This window comes from Heyndrickxia sp. MSNUG, from assembly GCF_049532715.1.
Taxonomy (GTDB): domain Bacteria; phylum Bacillota; class Bacilli; order Bacillales; family Cytobacillaceae; genus Mesobacillus.
In genome coordinates this window covers 1,925,056-1,943,727 of record NZ_CP150978.1, presented here as the reverse complement: position 1 = coordinate 1,943,727, position 18,672 = coordinate 1,925,056, and the positions used below count along the sequence as shown (strand labels likewise).

At 41.8% G+C, this 18,672-nt stretch carries 16 protein-coding genes; 1 reads left to right on the top strand and 15 read right to left on the bottom strand.

Annotated elements, in window-relative coordinates:
- Nucleotides 1-59: 59 nt before the first annotated feature.
- Both AABM38_RS09505 and AABM38_RS09500 read right to left on the bottom strand, forming a co-directional pair.
- The gene (locus AABM38_RS09505; RefSeq protein WP_423410144.1) at nucleotides 60-527 is read right to left on the bottom strand and encodes a GNAT family N-acetyltransferase; all 468 of its coding nucleotides are present in this window, start codon (nucleotides 525-527) and stop codon (nucleotides 60-62) included.
- Nucleotides 528-659: 132 nt separating this feature from the next.
- Complete coding sequence (locus AABM38_RS09500) at nucleotides 660-1,100, bottom strand: SRPBCC domain-containing protein (protein ID WP_423410143.1); 441 nt, start codon at nucleotides 1,098-1,100, stop codon at nucleotides 660-662.
- Nucleotides 1,101-1,327: 227 nt separating this feature from the next.
- On the opposite strand from AABM38_RS09500, the gene AABM38_RS09495 reads away from it, so the two are divergent.
- Complete coding sequence (locus AABM38_RS09495) at nucleotides 1,328-2,173, top strand: STAS domain-containing protein (RefSeq protein WP_423410142.1); 846 nt, start codon at nucleotides 1,328-1,330, stop codon at nucleotides 2,171-2,173.
- A gap of 102 nt (nucleotides 2,174-2,275) precedes the next feature.
- Here AABM38_RS09495 and AABM38_RS09490 read toward each other — a convergent pair whose 3' ends face one another.
- From AABM38_RS09490 to AABM38_RS09430, 13 genes are all read right to left on the bottom strand, one after another.
- Nucleotides 2,276-3,586 carry a methyl-accepting chemotaxis protein gene (locus AABM38_RS09490; RefSeq protein WP_423410703.1) on the bottom strand — a complete coding sequence of 437 codons (1,311 nt, stop codon included), beginning with the start codon at nucleotides 3,584-3,586 and terminating at the stop codon, nucleotides 2,276-2,278.
- Between the two features lie 119 nt (nucleotides 3,587-3,705).
- A complete protein-coding gene (locus AABM38_RS09485; RefSeq protein WP_423410141.1) occupies nucleotides 3,706-6,888 on the bottom strand; it encodes an SNF2 helicase associated domain-containing protein in 3,183 nt (1,060 codons plus the stop codon).
- Nucleotides 6,889-7,085: 197 nt separating this feature from the next.
- Nucleotides 7,086-7,481 (bottom strand): VOC family protein, encoded by a 396-nt coding sequence (locus AABM38_RS09480; RefSeq protein WP_423410140.1) that lies wholly within the window; start codon nucleotides 7,479-7,481, stop codon nucleotides 7,086-7,088.
- Nucleotides 7,482-7,503: 22 nt separating this feature from the next.
- Nucleotides 7,504-7,827 (bottom strand): ArsR/SmtB family transcription factor, encoded by a 324-nt coding sequence (locus AABM38_RS09475; RefSeq protein ID WP_423410139.1) that lies wholly within the window; start codon nucleotides 7,825-7,827, stop codon nucleotides 7,504-7,506.
- 1 nt (nucleotide 7,828) lies between these two features.
- Entirely contained in the window at nucleotides 7,829-8,242 is a 414-nt protein-coding gene (locus tag AABM38_RS09470) for an SRPBCC family protein (RefSeq protein ID WP_423410138.1), read from the bottom strand.
- 224 nt (nucleotides 8,243-8,466) lie between these two features.
- Nucleotides 8,467-10,074, bottom strand: coding sequence for a ribonuclease J (locus tag AABM38_RS09465; protein ID WP_423410702.1), 1,608 nt, complete (start codon nucleotides 10,072-10,074; stop codon nucleotides 8,467-8,469).
- Between the two features lie 198 nt (nucleotides 10,075-10,272).
- Nucleotides 10,273-11,430 carry a homogentisate 1,2-dioxygenase gene (locus AABM38_RS09460; RefSeq protein WP_423410137.1) on the bottom strand — a complete coding sequence of 386 codons (1,158 nt, stop codon included), beginning with the start codon at nucleotides 11,428-11,430 and terminating at the stop codon, nucleotides 10,273-10,275.
- A 15-nt stretch (nucleotides 11,431-11,445) separates the two neighbouring features.
- A complete protein-coding gene (locus AABM38_RS09455) occupies nucleotides 11,446-12,369 on the bottom strand; it encodes a fumarylacetoacetate hydrolase family protein (RefSeq protein WP_423410136.1) in 924 nt (307 codons plus the stop codon).
- A gap of 8 nt (nucleotides 12,370-12,377) precedes the next feature.
- On the bottom strand, nucleotides 12,378-12,989 hold the full coding sequence (locus tag AABM38_RS09450) for a flavin reductase family protein (protein ID WP_423410135.1): 612 nt from the start codon (nucleotides 12,987-12,989) through the stop codon (nucleotides 12,378-12,380).
- A 3-nt stretch (nucleotides 12,990-12,992) separates the two neighbouring features.
- Entirely contained in the window at nucleotides 12,993-14,084 is a 1,092-nt protein-coding gene (hisC, locus tag AABM38_RS09445) for a histidinol-phosphate transaminase (protein ID WP_423410134.1), read from the bottom strand.
- A gap of 72 nt (nucleotides 14,085-14,156) precedes the next feature.
- The gene (hppD, locus tag AABM38_RS09440) at nucleotides 14,157-15,272 is read right to left on the bottom strand and encodes a 4-hydroxyphenylpyruvate dioxygenase (RefSeq protein ID WP_423410133.1); all 1,116 of its coding nucleotides are present in this window, start codon (nucleotides 15,270-15,272) and stop codon (nucleotides 14,157-14,159) included.
- 607 nt (nucleotides 15,273-15,879) lie between these two features.
- A complete protein-coding gene (gene lpdA, locus AABM38_RS09435) occupies nucleotides 15,880-17,313 on the bottom strand; it encodes a dihydrolipoyl dehydrogenase (RefSeq protein ID WP_423410132.1) in 1,434 nt (477 codons plus the stop codon).
- Nucleotides 17,314-18,669: a dihydrolipoamide acetyltransferase family protein gene (locus AABM38_RS09430; RefSeq protein ID WP_423410131.1), complete on the bottom strand. Its 1,356-nt coding sequence runs from the start codon at nucleotides 18,667-18,669 to the stop codon at nucleotides 17,314-17,316.
- Between the last annotated feature and the right edge of the window lie 3 nt (nucleotides 18,670-18,672).

Here is an 18,672-nt window from a genome sequence, read left to right as displayed (position 1 = left end):
TTAAAACAGAAAGCCAGCTTGGTAAAAACCATATGCTGGCTTTCTTTATATCCTGCATCTTATTCCGCTGATACTATTGATTCACCTAAATTATACGCAGCAAGCTGCTCACCCCAAGGTGCCCTTTCAGTTTCAACAAATCCAGCCTTTTTATATGCATACCGTGCCCCTTCATTTTCTGGATGGTAGCCAATCATGATAAAAGGAATATAAGCTGAGTTGTTGCTCTTAATCTCTTCGACAATTAATTTTACTGCTGCTGCTCCAAAACCATTACCCTGATATGCCTGATCAATCATTAAACGGTAAATCCAAAAATTATTGTCATCCGGGTCGATGCCATACATCGCAAACCCAATCATCTTTTCATCATAATAAATTCCCGATGCTTTAAAATCTCCAAGAAACTGGACTTCCGCAATCGAATATAAATTTGAAGCGATAAAATGCTTCTGCTCCTCCTTAACGGTTAAATCGATGGCTTCTTCCCAGTTTTCTTTTGTAATTGGTTTAAGTGTGACTTTCATTTAAAATCTCCCATTCTATTCTCTTTTTAGATGAAACCATCCCCAGCAGATCAAGTTCATTACAAGATCTTTAACTATTTTTCCTTAATCGTGGCCGACCGAGATTACATCAATATAAAAATAACCACTCATTCATTCCTCAACTACTTTGCCTGCCCTTAAATTAATTCCAAACTCCAAATAAGCTTTCATGCATGTAACCATGTCAACCCATCCTTGGATTTGCTGTCCATAACGCTGAATCCCTTCCTCGTTACTTTCCCAGCCTGTCTCATGTATTTTGACAACTGTTTTCTTCCCAGCTTGCTCTAATATGATTTGAACCTTGGTTTCACTTCCACTTGCATCCCAATGAAATTCGATGGTTTTCCTTTCCTTGTCTGCCTGTAAAACTTTAATGGCCAATTCAGCGCCAACATCCTCCCATCTCCAGATTACTTCCTTGCCGGCCTCTAGCTTGCCGCTGCCGCTTGAAATAAAATAATGGCGCATCTGTGCTGGGTTATATATGGCTTCAAAGACATCGTCACAATCCCTGGAAATGATCTTTTCGACGTTGACAGTTAGTATCATTTTTATTCCACCTAAATTTACGATATAATTTATTCATTCTTCATTTCGCTGAAAGACAGCTGAATTCCTTCCAAACTACTATTTTAAATCATGGCTCCTGCAAATATTTGAATTTGCGAACGGGCTTTGCTAAAGTAGCTTACAGGAAGGTTTTCCTTATATTGATGGTGTAAACTAATATTTCCTCATTTACTTATAAAATTGATTTTTTCTAAGGAGTGCACATAATGGAAGCCGAAGCTACCTATGTTCAAAAAGATGATGTAATCGAATTCATTAGAGCTAACAGGGAAATTTTCGAAAAGAAGTTATTATCAGAAGCTGTTAATGTAGCTTCCAAAATCCATGATATTTTGCAGAGAGGCAACATCGACCTATTAAAAAACGCTGAAAAATTAGTGGGATATATTGTAGAACAGGATGAAGAAAGTTTAATTGCTTTTGCTGAGATAGAGGGCTTTGCTTGGGCAGAACATTCCTTGACTGTTGCCTTCAAATTGGAATGGGTACAGGCAATCAGACGTACATTATGGCAATTTTTGAATCAGTTTGAAATTATGAACGGGACATTTAGTGATAAAAACGATTTCTTCGAGCTGGAAAAGAGAATAAACGACCAGGTTGACCAATTTTTAAATACATTCTTCCTGAGCTATACCAAATATAAGGATGAGCTTTTGAACTCTCAGAGGAAATTAGTTGAACATTTATCTGTTCCGATCATTCCAATCAGCACTTCAGTGGCAGTATTGCCTTTGATTGGCATGATTGATGAATATCGTATGCAGATTATCGAAGAAAAAGTCCTTATGGATATTTCCCGTCTTAAAGTCCAAACTCTGATTATGGATCTATCCGGTATTGCTGACATGGAAAAAAACGTCATTGACCATTTCCAAAAAGTATTGAATGGCATCAACATGATGGGCTCAAAGGCTGTGATTACAGGAATGCGTCCTGAGCTAGTGAGAAATATGATCCATACAGGAATTAACTTTGTCCAGAAGGCAGAGACAAGAGGAACACTGCAACAAACCCTAAGGCATTATCTTGATATTGAAAAAATGATGTAAGTTAAAAGAAACAAGTTAACCCCCTTGTATAGCACAAGGGGGTTTTTGGAGAAAAATTATCGATTAATTCAAGTTCACTAAATGATTTTCCGCCAATAAATCTTAAACCCTTTTATCCAATTCTAGGAGAAGGTTATTATTTTCCTCTATGTCCTTGTGGATTCCTTCTATTTCAGACGCAATTGTATACTCCTGCTCTTTAACAGACAAAATCCTTTTCTGTTGCATCTGCTGCTGTTCTGTCATCTTTCTAAGGCTTTCAGCAAGCTCAGAGCTTTCATTGCGAATGGACCGGATTCCTGAAGATACATCATTTAATTCCTTGTTTTGACCTTGAACCTTGGCATCAATTTGATGCATTAAACCATCAAAATCCTTAAATGAATCGAAGCTCGAGTTAATTTTAGTTTCGATTCCATTGAGCTGAGCTGAAATATCTTGCGAAGCCTCGGCTGATGCAGTCGCAAGCTTTCCAACTTCCTTTGCCACTACAGAAAACCCTTTTCCATGCTCACCGGCACGTGCTGCCTCGATTGATGCATTAAGGGCCAGGATTTTCGTCTGCGCGGCAATCCCAGAAATCGTTGAACTGATGCTGCCTACCATTTGCGTCAGGCTCACAAGCTCCTTAAGCAATTCAGAAGTCTGTGCCATATGCGCTGAAGCCTGTTTATTATCGGCAGAGATAGCCGACGTATCCTCTACCACTCTGCGAATCGTATCACTATACGTATTTATTTTGGATTCCATCTGCTCGAAGACAGAGAAAAATTGTGAAAGTGCCTCATTGTTCTGCTCGAACTGAGCAGCCAGCTCGTCAATTGAAGATAAATTGTGGTTAACGCTTTGCTTGATTGTTTGGGTCGAGAAAACGATGTCGTTGAATGTCTCCTTCATCGCTCCAACAAAAACCGAAGCTTGGCTCATATCTGCAGCTTGTTCTAATCCTTCAGATGTGGCCTCTTGATTTTTGGCTATCTGGATAATTTCTTCTACCGCAGGACGGTCAAATTGAGAATCTCCAATATAACTGTACTGGATTGTATGGTTTTTATCCAAAACGTATGTACTTGGGATCGCGATTCGGAAGCTATCCCATTTAATTGGGACGAATACCTCGTATTCTTTGATGACTGCTCTTTTTTCATCCGAAAGGATCGGTATCTTGATTCCTTCCTTCTCCACGTATGCCTGAATTCCATTTAAGTTCTGTCCGGCAATCCCCAGGATCTGGATCCCTTTTTCCATTAAAACATCATAAAATTCGTTCAGCTGGACCAGCTGATTCCGGCAATTCGGTCACCACGTTCCCCTTAAGAAAATGAGAATGACCGGCTGCTCACTGTAGTCTGATAATGTATATAGTTTATTGTTCGTGCCAGGCAAAGTAAAATCCGGCGCCTGTTTCCCCACATTTAATCCTTTATTAGCCAATAAAATCTCTCCTCTTTATGCATTCAGTCTTTAAAAGAATATCAGAATTATTATCGGCTTATTTTCTTTATTCTTAAAGTTACAACTCTCTATGAGCTCTAAATCATCAAGATTTCCCGGATATCTTCTTCAGTCAGTGCTGCCGTACCCTTTTCTTCTATAATCTCTTCAATCATATTTCTTTTTCGATCCTGAAGTTCATTCATTTTTTCCTCGATTGTACCCCTGGCAATGAGCTTAATTACCTGTACTGTATTTTTTTGACCCATCCGGTGAGCACGATCTGCAGCCTGCTCCTCAACCGCTGGGTTCCACCATAAATCATAGAGAATCACTGTATCGGCACCTGTCAAATTCAAACCGGTCCCGCCAGCCTTCAGCGAAATCAAGAAAAAGTCCCGCTCTCCCTCATTATATCGATTGCATGTCTCCACTCGTTCCTCAGAAGGAGTTTGCCCATCCAGATAAAAAAAGGGTATGCCCTGGTATGTCAGCTCTTTCCCTATCAGTCCAAGCATTTTTGTAAACTGCGAGAAAATAAGGACTCTTCTGCCAGAAAGTCTTGCTTCTTCGATGATTTTAAGAAGCTGCTCAAATTTAGCTGAACTCCCCTTATACCCATCAACAAACAGAGCGGGATGGCAGCAAATTTGTCTTAATCTCGTCAGGCCAGACAGGATTTTAATCCGATTTTTCCGGATTGTATCTTTATCCAGATGCTTCAGGGTTTTATGGCGAAGCTTCGCAAGATATGCCGCATAAAGCTTTTTCTGTTCAGGCAGCAATTCGGCCGTGTCAATGGACTCTACTTTTTCCGGCAGCTCTCCAAGAACGTCTTCCTTTATCCTCCGCAGTAAAAAGGGGCGGATCCGCCGTGCGATTGTTTTTCTTGGCAAATGGCTGTACTCTTTCAACCCTTTAAAGATCTCAGGGAATACAACCCGGAATATAGACCACAATTCTTCTATTGAATTCTCAACAGGAGTACCCGTGAGAGCGAAGCGATGTTCAGCCTGCAACTTAAGTACAGCCTTGGCCGTCTGAGTAACAGGATTCTTGAAGGCTTGCGCTTCGTCAAAAAAGATCGTATGGAAGGACAGTTTTTCATATACATGAATGTCCCTGCGCAAAAGCATGTATGAAGTGATGACAACATCCACTTCGTTAATTTCTTTAAACAGCTTTGCCCGTTCTTGTTTTTCTCCGTCCATGATAAGAGCTTGAATTTCCGGGGCAAATTTCATAAACTCACTTAGCCAGTTATACGTCAAAGATGATGGACAAACAATCAATACTGGGAGCTTCCTTTTCTTTAAATCTGGAAGCACTGAGGCAATGTAAGCAATGCTTTGTAATGTTTTTCCCAGTCCCATATCATCGGCAAGGATCCCGCCAAAGCCATAGCTTGCGAGAATTTTCATCCATTGATATCCTTCTTTCTGATAATCCCGCAAAATCGTATCAAGTTTTTCTGGCAATTTGAATTTATTGCTTCCTGGAAGACTGATTTCGGCTAAAAATTCTTTGAATGATTCCTCTAGCATAAAAACAGCTTGATCATCGACTGAATCAAGGACCTGCATTCCCCGGATCAGCGGGAGGTTCAAGCCCTTTTCTAGGTCCTCATTCTGGATGGGGCCAGCTTTTAAAAAGCGCTGGATTTCTTCAAATTCCCTTGTCTCAAGTGACATCAGGGAACCATTACGCAAGCGGAAATATTTCCGTTTTTCCTCAAGTGCTTCCAAAAGCTCACGAATCTGGCTCTCCGGGACACTGTCCATTTCGAATTTGAACTCCAGCCAGTTGGTCCGCTCTTTTTTCACTTTGACCCTGATTTGCGGACGTGCTGGTTCCCTGAATATCCGATTCCTCACCGCAGTGGTGGCGTATATTTGCACTAGCTTCTGAAGCTTTGGCATCATATGATACAAAAACTCATACTCAAGATCTTCATTATGCAGGAAATATCCGCCTTCCGTTTTTGCAAACGAACTCTCTTCCATCATTTCAAGGATTAAATCTTCATTCTCCGTATCCCTGACCAACAATGATCCTGTCTTTGGTTCCCTGCCATCAAATGGATTGAGAACGATATTCTCATAGTGAAATTCCAGTCCCGCAAGCAGGCGATTATTTACACGATCAAGGTACAATTTCGCAGCCAGCGGTGTTTTCATAAACTGCTTCGAGATATCGCCATTAATTTGTACCTCACCTAGTCTTCTCAAACCAGGAACCACTTTTTCAACAAAGAATCCGATTTGATCCTTCGTAATCGGAATCTGTTCCGTACCTGTTGTCAAAATCATCTGTTTTAGCTCAAACAGACGGGCACAATCAGCAGTCTCAAGCTGTGTAACCTGGCCATTAAATAAAACAGAATCATATGAGTTCATTACTGTAAGCAGTTTGATTCCTTTTATTTTCAGGCGATAATCCTTTTGCTCTGTTATTTCAAAATTAAATGTTAATGGCAATTTCCCCTTGGTTACAGAAAGTCCATCAAATATTTCACCATTATGCACAAGCTTTATATGGGGTGCCTTTATTAGCAAAGGCAGCAGTTGAGTCCATATAGTAGGCGTTATTACTAAATGTTCATCATTTCTTTCTATGCCATTTGGCAATGACTCGGAATCCATTGCAACATGGATCAACTTTTGAATGATGGCATCCGCTTCATTTTGGAAGCAATGCAGCATTGGATCATATGTGAACAAACTTGAAAGTGGATACACATGCCCTTCTTTTACACCCTTTAAAAACGCACTTATGCCCTTTATTGCTATAGAACCAATCTTCATGGAAATACTCATGATGCTTTGCTTGTCGCTAGTCTCAATCGGCTGTAATAGGAACTCTGCATTTAACACTTTTCTTGTTTCGAAATGCAGCTGGTGCCCGCTGGACCTGCGTGGCTGCTCACTGAAAATTGACAGCAGGCCATCTGCAAGTCCATTTAATGAATCATGATAAGAAGGAGCAGCTGTAGGGAGTTGCTTTTGTTGATCCATTATAGCCAATAAAACAGCTGCGGTATGCTGGCATTCATTTTTCACGGAAGCCAATTTTGGACAAGTACAAGAAGTGACAAATCCACCATTTTCATTGGCTATTACAGTGACATGGAATTCATCCGCACCTGTTACAGTCGCTTCCACTTGATCATGGGTATATTTTACAAATTTCACCTTATCTGCACGAAAAAAAGCATCCCCACGCTTGAAGGAAACAGTTCCGCACAAATCTTTTATCATTTTATGGTTTAATTTTATGTCCATGGTCTGCTCCTTCCAAAGGATGCTTTATTTTATTTAAACTCTTTTCTAAATATCGATTAAGCAGGTGATATAAATCATGTTGAAAAGTCATGAGAAAACAACTTAAAAGAATCAATGTTAATAGTGTAGACTTTATCTCAACTTTTGTTAAGTATGAAAGCACAAAAAAAGCATGGAGATGACTCCATGCTTTACTTTTAAAATGGGAGAGTAAGCTGCCAGGAAACGCCAAACTTGTCCACGATCCAGCCAAATTTCTTACTAAAGGAATAATCCCCAAGAGGCATCAAGGTGCTTCCGCCTTCGGATAATTTTTCATATAGATCATTAATTTCCTGTTCGCTGCTGCAGGTCAGAAACATGGAGTACGACGGTGTAAAGGTAAATGCATGCGAAATATTGCTGTCTATGCACATGAATTCCTGTCCTTTAAGAGTGAAGGTAGCCTGTATGACACTTCCTTCATTGCCAGGTCCTTCAGCACCATATCGTGCAATGCTGGTAATTTCCGAGTCTTCTATTAAGGAAGTATAATATTTCATCGCTTCTTCAGCATGACCCTCAAACATTAAAAACGGGGTTACTTTCTCCATATTCACCTAGCTCCTTTTTCGATTATTCATCAGACTCTACGAAGTTCTTCAGTGCAGTAAGTTTGTTATCCCAATAAAGTTCAAAAAAGGATAACCATTCTTTTAATTCCTGCAGCGGCTCCGGCTGAAGTGAGAAACGAGTTTCCCTTCCAATCCTCCTGCTCGAAACCAGCCCTGCTTCTGACAGAACAAAAAGATGTTTGTTCACAGCGGTTCGAGTGATTGGAAAGCTATCAGTTATGGAAGCGATCGGCAATTCCTGGTCGGCGAGCAATTTTAATATTTTGCGGCGGGTTGGATCAGCTATTGCCTGAAAGACATCATGCTTTGCCTCAGCGGCACCCATGCTACGCCTCCAGGTAGGCTGGAAGCGCTTCTTTCACAATCTTATCCCAGCCACTGTCCATAATACCCTGAACAATTGAATGAGGCTGTCCGAATTCAGTAGCCTTTTCAGGATCCCAGCCAGAATGAATCAAAGTGAATTCCGTTTTTTCATCAATCTGCTTCAATTCAAATACAAGATGCCAATCCTTACCCCAGTCAAAGCCTAAACGGTTTGGGGGATCCAACTCAGTTACTTTGCAAGGAGAATCTCCGAATGGACCTGCATGAAGAATAAATTCCTTGCCCAGTTCAGGTGAAAATGTGTTTGGCATCCACCATCCAGCAATCCCTTCAGATGTAGCAACCGCTTTCCATACTTTTTCAATTGGTGCATTGAGTAAAACCGTCTTGCGGATTTCAGGTAATGTTTGCATTTGAAAACCTCCAAATTTTAATAACACCTTTTAGTGTCATAATGAAATTGTAACACCTTTTAGTGTTATGTCAACACCAAAGACATTATTTAAATTATGTTAATTTAATGCTGTGTTTATTTAGACTTTTGAGTTTCGCATCGACCATATACGTAGCAAATCCAATAACAACATGGTAAGAAAAAAAGTCCAAATCATTTTCGATGTGGACTTGGAAATTCATATTATATTTCAATTATGATCGGCAGGATCATCGGCTTTCTTCTTGTCTGCTGGAATATATGCTGGCCAACTGCTTTCTTGATTCCTTGCTTGATTACGTTCCACCTGTATATATTATCTTCCTGCATTTCCGTAACTGTTTTAGTGACAATTCTGTTTACTTCTCTCATTAAATCCTCTGAGTTTTTAACAAAGACAAATCCACGCGAGATGGTATCAGGTCCTGAAATGATTTTCCGTTCTGATTTGCTCAGTGTTAACACGATGACGAGCATACCATCCTCAGACAGCTGTTTCCTGTCCCTCAGGACAATTTCCCCTACATCACCAACGCTTACACCATCTACATACGTATCCCCAGCTGGAATACTGCGAGTTTGTCTCGCAGTTGAATTTTCTATATCAACTACATCACCATTTTTTATGATAAAAGTATTTCCCTTCTCCACTCCGACCGATTCAGCCAGCAAGCGGTGATGATGCAGCATACGATACTCCCCGTGTATCGGGATGAAATACTTCGGCTTCATCAACGTAAGCATCAGCTTCAAGTCTTCCTGGTAGCCATGGCCAGAAACATGCATTCCTGTCGTGCTGCCGGAACCGTATATGACCTTAGCGCCTAGTTTAAAAAGATTATCAATAATTCGCGATACATCTTTTTCATTTCCTGGAATTGGGGAAGCTGCCATGATCACTGTGTCACCAGGGTAAATGGAAACATCGCGGAAATTACCGGTCGCAAGCCGAGCAAGAGCAGCCATTGGTTCACCCTGGCTTCCCGTACATAAAATCGCTACCTTTTCAGGATCCAGTTGGTCGACGACCTTTGGCTCAATCAGCATGCCTTCTGGTACATACAAGTATCCGCGTTCGATTGCGACATCTACAACATTCACCATGCTCCGGCCAAGTAATGCAAGCTTTCTGTTGGTCTTGATTGCAGCTTCAACAACCTGCTGTACACGATTTACATTCGATGCAAAAGTAGAAACAAAGATTTTTCCGTCCGCCTTCATAAATGCTTCTTCCAGATGGCCTGCAACCATCCGTTCCGATGGTGTCAATCCTGTCCGTTCTGCGTTTGTGCTTTCTGATAATAAAACCGTTACGCCTTCCGTCCCGATTTGGGCCATTTTATGAATCTCAGACTGCTCATCATTTGCTGGTGTCAGGTCAAATTTGAAATCTCCCGTATGTACAACATTTCCCTCTGGTGTGTGGAATACAATTCCCAGGCAATCTGGAATGCTGTGGCTAACTTTGAAAAATGAAACTTTGACCTGGCCGAAATCGATCTTTGAATCAGAATGAACCTTAATGAGTTCAGTATCTCTTAAAAGCCTATGTTCGCTTAATTTCAGTTCGATTAGTCCTAATGTAAAATCAGTCGCATAAATAGGAACATTTAATTTTTTAAAGAAATATGGAACCCCGCCAATATGGTCCTCATGCCCATGTGTCACTATAAGAGCACGGATTTTTTCTTTATTTTCTTCAAGATAGGTTAATTCCGGGATAATTAAATCAATCCCTAACAAACTTTCATCCGGAAATTTACCACCGCAGTCGACGACAAAAATATCGTCATCATACTGAACAACATACATATTTTTGCCGATTTCATTAATGCCGCCTAAGGCAAATATAGATAAAGTCACTGTCAAATCCTCCTAAACCGAAATGGATTTTGTTAGTGTTTCCAAAGATAATATGGTTTATTTATGGATTTCCCTCCGTTCAGGTGAAAATAACCAATTCCAGAATAAAAAATACACACCCTATCTTAAGGGTGTGCGCATTATGAATTATTTTTCAATCCATGTATACATATACTGTTCGTCTTCAATATCTTTCGCTTGCTTTACTGTTTTTAGCGGTTTAAAGGTATCGATCATCACAGCAAGCTCCAACGTCTCCTTCTTGCCTATGCTCGCTTCTGTTTTACCAGGATGCGGGCCATGCGGGATTCCGCTTGGGTGCAGAGTGATCGATCCTTCCTTGATTCCTTTGCGGCTCATGAAATTGCCTTCCACATAGTACAGAAGTTCATCGCTGTTGACGTTGCTGTGGTAGTAAGGTGCCGGAATCGCTTCTGGATGGTAATCGTAAAGCCTCGGTACAAATGAACAAATAACATAATTATTGCCTTCGAATGTCTGATGTACTGGCGGGGGCTGATGGATCCGTCCCGTTATTGGCTCAAAATCCTCGATATTGAAGGCCCATGGATACAGATAGCCATCCCAGCCAACTACATCAAGCGGATGGTGGTTCAAAACGTGGCGGTGAAGATATCCGCGTGTCTTGGTAATGACTTCATGCTCGCCTTTGTCCGCAAATGTTTGAAGCGTCTCAGGTCCACGGATATCACGTTCACAGAACGGGCTATGCTCAAGCAGCTGCCCATATTCATTCCGGTAGCGGCGAGGTGTCGTAATCTGGCTGAACGATTCAACAATTAGAGCCTTGGTGAGTTCCGCTGTATTAGGCACAACTCGATAAATGGTTCCAATCGGAATCACAACATAATCGCCAGGGCGGTAGTCCAATGTTCCAAACATTGTTTCCACCTGTCCCGAACCATGGTGGATGAAAAGCATCTCATCCCCATCACCATTGCGGTAAAACTGCTTCATCGGCTCCGTGATATTCGCAGTTGCAATCAACAGATCATCATTACCGAGAATATACTCCCTTCCATTTAGGGCATCCCCGGTTTTCGTGATTTGATCGGTTAAAAAATGCCTGTGATTCAAAGATTCCTGCTCTTCATATTCAGGAAGATAACTGCCGATCAATTCACTTTTCGCAACTTCTGTCGGCATATGGTGATGATAAAGGATTGATTGAGATCCAGAGAATCCTTTCGTTCCCATCACTTGCTCCCTGAAAAGCGAACCATCCTCTTTTTTGAAAATGGTATGCCGTTTCTTCGGGATTTTTCCAAGCTGGCGGTAATACATGAAAACACCTTCCTTCTAATCTTCTATGATTTTATTTTTCAGGACACCAAGTCCAGTAATCTCTAGTTCAACTTCGTCACCTGGTTCAAGCCAGCGGTGCACATCCGTTCCAAGCTCCAGAATGCAGCCAGTCCCGACAGTACCAGATCCGATGACTTCCCCAGGAAAAAGGGTCGTGCCTGCAGAAGCGCGCTCAATCATTTCTCCGAAGGAATAGTAAAGGTCCCTCATATTCCCTTTTGAAAGCACCTTGCCATTTACTTTTGCAGTCATTTCGAGATCATAGCCCTTTTTATCTTTAAGCGATTTAAGTTCATCCTTTGTAATCAAATATGGACCAAAGGACGTCGCAAAGTCCTTCCCTTTTGCAGGGCCCAGTCCAACGGTCATTTCCTTCCTTTGCAAATCGCGGGCACTCCAGTCATTCATGATAAAAAAGCCAAATATGTGCTGTTCAGCATCCTCAGCCTTGATATTCCGCCCTTCCTTGCCAATGACACAGGCAATTTCAAGCTCATAGTCGAGCCATTCACAGGCCCTAGGTCTTCTGATCTCTTCTTCTGGCCCCTTGATTGCAAGGTGGTTGGTAAAATAAAATACAGGAATCTCATACCATTCTGGAATCATCTCCAGGCCGCGGTTCTCACGTGCCGTTTTTACATGCTGTTCAAACGCGTAAAAATCGCGGACGCTTTTTGGATTTGGCAGCGGAGCTTTTAACGAGACATCCTCCAATGGATAAGAGCCGTTCCCCGTTTCAATTAACCCTTTATATTGTTCAATATATTCCATGTACTTTCCATGGTTTTCTATGAAGGCAAGCATATTATCCGGCAATGTGCCATTTGAGGCTTCGTGCATATCCACTGCCATATTTCTGGAAATAATCCAGCCCGCACTGACCGAGCCATCTTTTTTCATAAACGTAATGAATTTCATGACATCACCTATTTTCTTTGCAGTTCAAACGTTTTTGCCAGAGGGAGTGTATAAGTAGCACCAGCAAGCCTGCCGACAGGGTTTAATTTTTCTGAGTTAATCCTGCCGCTTTCATATAAATCGTCATTCACATGGACATGAATCACTTTGCCAATTACCAGGCTTCCGGCACCTGCATGATCCCCGCCGAAATGGAGGACCTGATCCAATTCACATTCGAGATGCACCTGAGATTCCTTGACCCTAGGCGCCTTGACTGCTGCGCTCTTTTCCTTTGTAAGACCTGAGGCTTCGAATTCATCCACTTCTGAAGAGAACTCTGTCGCGCACTCGTTCATCTGCCCAACGAATTCCTCACCGACAATATTGATGACAAATTGCTTTGTCTTTTCAATATTTTTCAACGTATCTTTCTTCGCGCCATCCGTCCCTCTTCTCATCGGCGAAAAGCAGACCATCATCGGATCGGCACTGATCGCAGTAAAAAAACTGAATGGAGCAAGATTGGCATTGCCGTTCTCATCCAGGCTTGATACGAAAGCAATCGGCCGAGGAAGAATTGAGCCCTGCAGCAGTTTATACGCGTCTCTCCATTCAAGGGAGTCCGTTTTGATTTCCAAAGCCTACACCGCCCTTTCATGAAAAAGCTGGCCGACAACTTGCAAAATGAATTCATGATCCTCATGAGTTCCGAGCGTAATCCTGAACGCTTCCTTATAGCCAGGCAATTGCATCTGGCGCACAAGTATGCCATTTTCAGTAAGTTTCTGGATAACTGGTTTGTTCGTGAACGCATATAAAAAGTTCGATTGTGATGGGAAACTGTCAATTTTCAGCTCCTTGAATTTAGCGCTCAAAAAATCTCTTTCAATGCTATTTTTAGCTGAGCATTCTTTTACAAATTTCTGGTCTTCGAGGGCAGCCACAGCTGCCGCTTGCGCCAGCTGGTTAACATTGAAAACATCACGTACTTTATGAAGTTCCCCTGCTACTTTTTCATGCATGATTCCATAGCCGATGCGAAGACTTGCAAGACCATAAATTTTCGAAAAAGTCCTGAGGATCACAAGGTTTTCATATTGACCAAGCAGTGACATTGTATCAAGATAGTCTTTTGAATCTGCATATTCGAAATAAGCTTCATCCATGATGATTAATACATTAGAAGGAACACTGTCGATAAAAGTCAACAGCTCATGTTTGGCCACGATCGTTCCTGTTGGATTATTCGGATTGCAGACAAATACCAATTTTGTTTTATCAGTGATTGCCTCCAGCATTTTTTCAAGGTCATGCCTGCCATTTTTCATTGGCACGGTGACAGCCTTACCGCCTTCGATCAACACATTCGTTTTATAACGCGGGAAAGTCACCTCAGCCATTACGGCTTCATCATTTTTATCGATATACGCTCTTGTAAGAAGTCTGAGGATTTCCTCTGAACCATTTGATACAAGAAAATGCTTAGGTTCTATTTGATAATGTGAGGATAATTTTCCAACTACCTTCGAGGTCAACCCATCCGGATACAAGCAAAGATTCGCTGTTTCTTGAATGATCGCCTGTCGGACCAATGGTGAAGTACCATACACATTCTCGTTATCGGATAACTTTCTTACTGTGGTGATTCCATATTGCTCTTTGATTTCCTCTATTGTCTGGCCGAGGGCATATGGTGTAATTCCTTCTAGCTCTGCTCGTGCTTTTACATTCATGTTAATCCCCCTAATTTGATAGCACTCTTTAATAAGACGAAAAGGGAGCGATTGCCCCCTTTTGTTCCGGCTTTAAAGGTTGCCGCGTCTTTCTTGTTCACGCTCGATTGATTCAAATAGGGCTTTGAAGTTTCCTTCACCAAATCCTCTTGCGCCTTTACGCTGGATGATTTCGATGAACAAGGTTGGACGGTCTACGATTGGCTTAGTGAAAATTTGCAGCAGATAGCCTTCATCGTCACGATCTACTAAAATGCTAAGCTCTTTAAGCTTATCGATTTCTTCATCAATTTTCCCAACGCGCTCTGACAGCATTTCGTAATAAGAATCAGGAGTGCTTAGGAATTCTACGCCGTTTTTGCGCAGAGTTGATACAGTGCTGACGATATCCTCGGTCAGGATGGCAAGGTGCTGAACGCCAGGACCATTGTAAAACTCAAGGTATTCCTGAATCTGTGACTTGCGCTTTCCTTCAGCCGGCTCATTGATTGGGAATTTGATTCTTCCGCCGTTGTGCATAACCTTTGACATAAGCGCTGAATATTCAGTCACAATATCCTTATCTGTGAAATGCTTCATTTCCTTGAAGCCCATGACATTTGCATAATAGTTAACCCATTCTTCCATTCTCTCAACATTGCCAACAACATGATCAATGCCGATGAAGCCAGCATCCTCGAAAGGTACCTTCGATTCATGCTCTACGAATCCTGGCATGAAAAATCCTTTGTAATCTTTTCTTTCAACAAGTGTATGGATCGTGTCACCATAAGTTCCGATGATTGCCTTTTTCAAAGTGCCATGCTCATCTGAAAGCTCATGCGGAGGCTGGATTTCAATCGCGCCTCGGCTAACTGCAGATTGATAAGCCTTTTCGACATCATCAACTGCCAACGCAATATCCTTAACGCCGTCGCCATGAGTTTTTACAAACTGAGCAACACGAGAGGAGTCACTATAAGTGCCCGTCACCACAAGGCGAATTTTACGCTGCTGAAGGACATACGATGTCGTTTCACGATTGCCCGTTTCAAGCCCCGAATATCCTACAACCTTGAAGCCAAAAGCTGTCTGGAAAAAGTGAGCCGTCTGTTTTGCATTCCCTACATAAAGTTCTAGATAATCTACATCCTTAACAGGAAAAAAATCTTCATTCGTTTGGCCAGAAACCATTACTTTCTCTTGCATCCTAAAACCTCCAATTAAAATATTTATAATATTAAAAATTATTTTACATTAACTTTTGCCATGCTCTCAAGAACACGATGTAAAGCTATAATGCTTTTACGCGGTGAAGGAAACTTATCGTAGGTGACAAGATCGACCATGAATCAGGTTAATGACCGCTTATTATTTAATCATTTCAAATTATTGAGAAAAGCGAGTTGATTTTGGTAAAAGAGATACTTTTTTATCTTTTTTTTAACATTTCACCAATCGAGAGCTTTTTTCACCAGTTTGATTGATTTACACACTAGCTGCAGTCGTTTTTTCATTACTCGAAGTGCTTTTTTCTCCAGATGGAATCTTCGGATAAGTGTAATGTTAATCTATTGAGTTAAAACTTGGCTTGATCCTAGACTATATTTGGTTTATTACCAGTTGCATTCAATTTATCACCAGTAAAATCAATTTTATTACCAGTAAGAACGGATTTATTACCAGTAGAAACGAATTTATTACTTGTTGAGCAGGTTTTAACTAGTTAGATCTTTTTTACAAATTGAAATGATTAGTTGGACAGCCAAATCCCCAGGGAAAAACCTGCTACAAGGTCAGTCTCTAAAAAACAACTCTACACCTTCATCTTCTGCTTCTTCGGCACGCAGTGAATCGCTTCCCCTTTAAACGCCTCAACAGCTTCAAGCAATGCTTCATTTATGCTTGGATGCGGGTATGACGGGAACTTTATATCCTCATCACGCGCTGCCATCTCCAAAGCCTGTATCCCGTTTGAAATCAATTCAACTGCACCATTGCCGATCAAATGGACGCCTAACAGCAAATCGCTTTCCTTATCAAAGACTACCTTCACAAGGCCTTCTTTTTTACCAAGAATCGTCGCGAACCCGTTGGCAGACATTGAAAATTCACCAACGCCAACTTCATATCCTTGCAGCTCAGCTTCCTGCTCAGTCAACCCAGCACAGGCAATCGGCGGTAGTGTCCGTGCAATATGTGGAATAAAAGTAAGGTCATATTCACTAGGTCTGCCGCAAATTGTCTCCGCAGCCACCTTGCCTTGTTTAATTGCCTTGACTGCAAGCTGTGGTCCTTCTGTAATATCGCCGATTGCAAAGATCCTCTCGATCGAGGTCCGGCCTGTTTGGTCTGTTAAAATAAAACCGTCTGCGGATCTTTTCATTCCAAGCCTGTCTAAACCCAAGTGATCGATTTGAGGCTTGACCCCAAGAGAATAAAACAAATGACTGCCTTCAACCGTTTTATGACCCTTTGATCCTTCAAGTTTAACCGTAACTGCCTCTTCTGTTAATTTGACTCCAACAAACGAGAAGCCTTTAACAATTGAGATACCAGACTTCTTTAACACTCTGTTCAATTCTCTATTAATGCTTGAGTCGAATGAAAAACCCTCTTTTCCTTCATTTAAAACGAGTGTGACGTCTGAACCAAATGCCTGGAACGCCATCGCCATTTCCAATGCGATACAGTCATTTCCAAGCACAATGAAGTTTTCCGGTACTTCAGCGAGATCGGCGATGGACCAGATATCAATTATTCTCTCATCAGTACCTGGTACACCGTCCAAGTTCACTGGAGTACCTCCAGTAGCGATGATAGCTTCGTTGAATCGATAAACCTCATAGCTGTCTTCATTTTCAACGCCGATTTTATCATCCGACAGGAAAAAGGCGCTGCCCTTCACAATTTCGATTTTATTCGCCTTACATAATGCTTCGACTCCATCACGAAGCTGCTTGACGACTTGATCTTTATAGCTTCGAAGCTTTTGAATCTCAAAATGCAGCCCGGAAGATTCAATACCAAGCATCGCATCTTGCTTGGCAGCCATTAGCCTTTCAGCGCCATGGGCCATCACCTTCGAAGGTATACAGCCCTTATTCAAACAAATGCCGCCAAGCTGGTCTCTTTCGATTAAAGTGACATCTTTTCCAAGCTGCGCTGCCCTGATTGCCGCATGATATCCGCCAGGTCCTCCGCCAATGATGACTAGATCTTTTTCATGTGCAAGTTCACCCACGACCATTTACATCAACTCCAGCAGCATCATTTTCGGATTTTCAATCAGCTGGGCAAAGCGGTTTGTAAAAGCAACAGCTGTCGCCCCATCCGCTACCCGGTGATCAAACGCCATTGATAGATTCATAATCGAACGGATTGCAATTTCATCCTGCTCAGTCACAACCGGACGCTTCTTTGTTTTATGGAAGGAAACGAGAGCTGTCTGCGGATGCTGGATAATCGGTGTCGCACCTATGCTTCCGCCAAACGGTCCAACATTGCTGATCGTAAAAGTTCCACCAGAAATATCCTTGACCGTAAGCCTGTCGTCTAATGCAAGCTTTGTCAGCCTCTTCATTTCTTCATGGACTTGCTTTACATTTTTCTGCTCAACATTCCTTATGACTGGAACGATCAGTCCATCAGGGGTATCGACCGCGATTCCGATATGGTGCTCACGCAAAAGCTGGATGCTTTCGTTTTCTTCATCAAGTTTCGCATTGAATACAGGGAATTCTTTTAAGCCGATTGACAAGGCTTTGATGAAAAAAGCAGTGGCCGAAATCGAATGTCCCACTTCCTTAAGTTCCTGCCTGAAGCTGATCAGATCACTTACATCGATCTCTTCAAAATGAGTGCAATGCGGAATCGTGTAAAGTGACTGGACCATTTTCTTCGCGATTTGCTTCCTTCGGCCTCTAAATGGCAATGTATCAGAATGAAGTGCTTCTGAAGGCTTCGAAACCTCATTCCTAGTCAGTTCAGAACCAACCTCCGAATCATTCAGAACCTTTGCTTCGGAACCATATTCTGAAACCTTCGGAACGTATAATTCAGAAGCAGCTTCCGAATGGTTCGCAACCTTTGAATCTCTTCTTTTAATAAAAGTAAAGATGTCTTCATCAACAATTCGCCCGGCAGGTCCTGAACCGGCAACATCTAATATATTGATGTTATTTTCCCGGGCAATTTTCCTCGTATAAGGTGATGCTAAAATACGATTTGGCTTCTTGCTATCACCTTCTGGTAAAACACCCTTCATAGGCTGATTCGGCAAATTCAGTACTTGCTTGGGCTGAGCTTCTGCTTTGATATGGCTATCCTTCAAATCAAGCTTTTCGACAGAGGTTTCTGCATCGTTTAAAGGCATATCCTCCATAATCAATAGCGTGGTTCCAACCTTTACGGTTTCACCTGGGCTTAAAAGGATTTTTTTTACTATTCCTGATTTAGGAGCAGGGATTTCCGCGGTCATTTTATCTGTCTGAACCTCAACCAAGGGGTCATCAGCCTTAACAAAATCACCAGCTTTAACGAGGTAACAGTTAATATCCGCTTCCGTCATCCCTTCCCCAATATCATGGAGTTTAACTTCAACCATTGG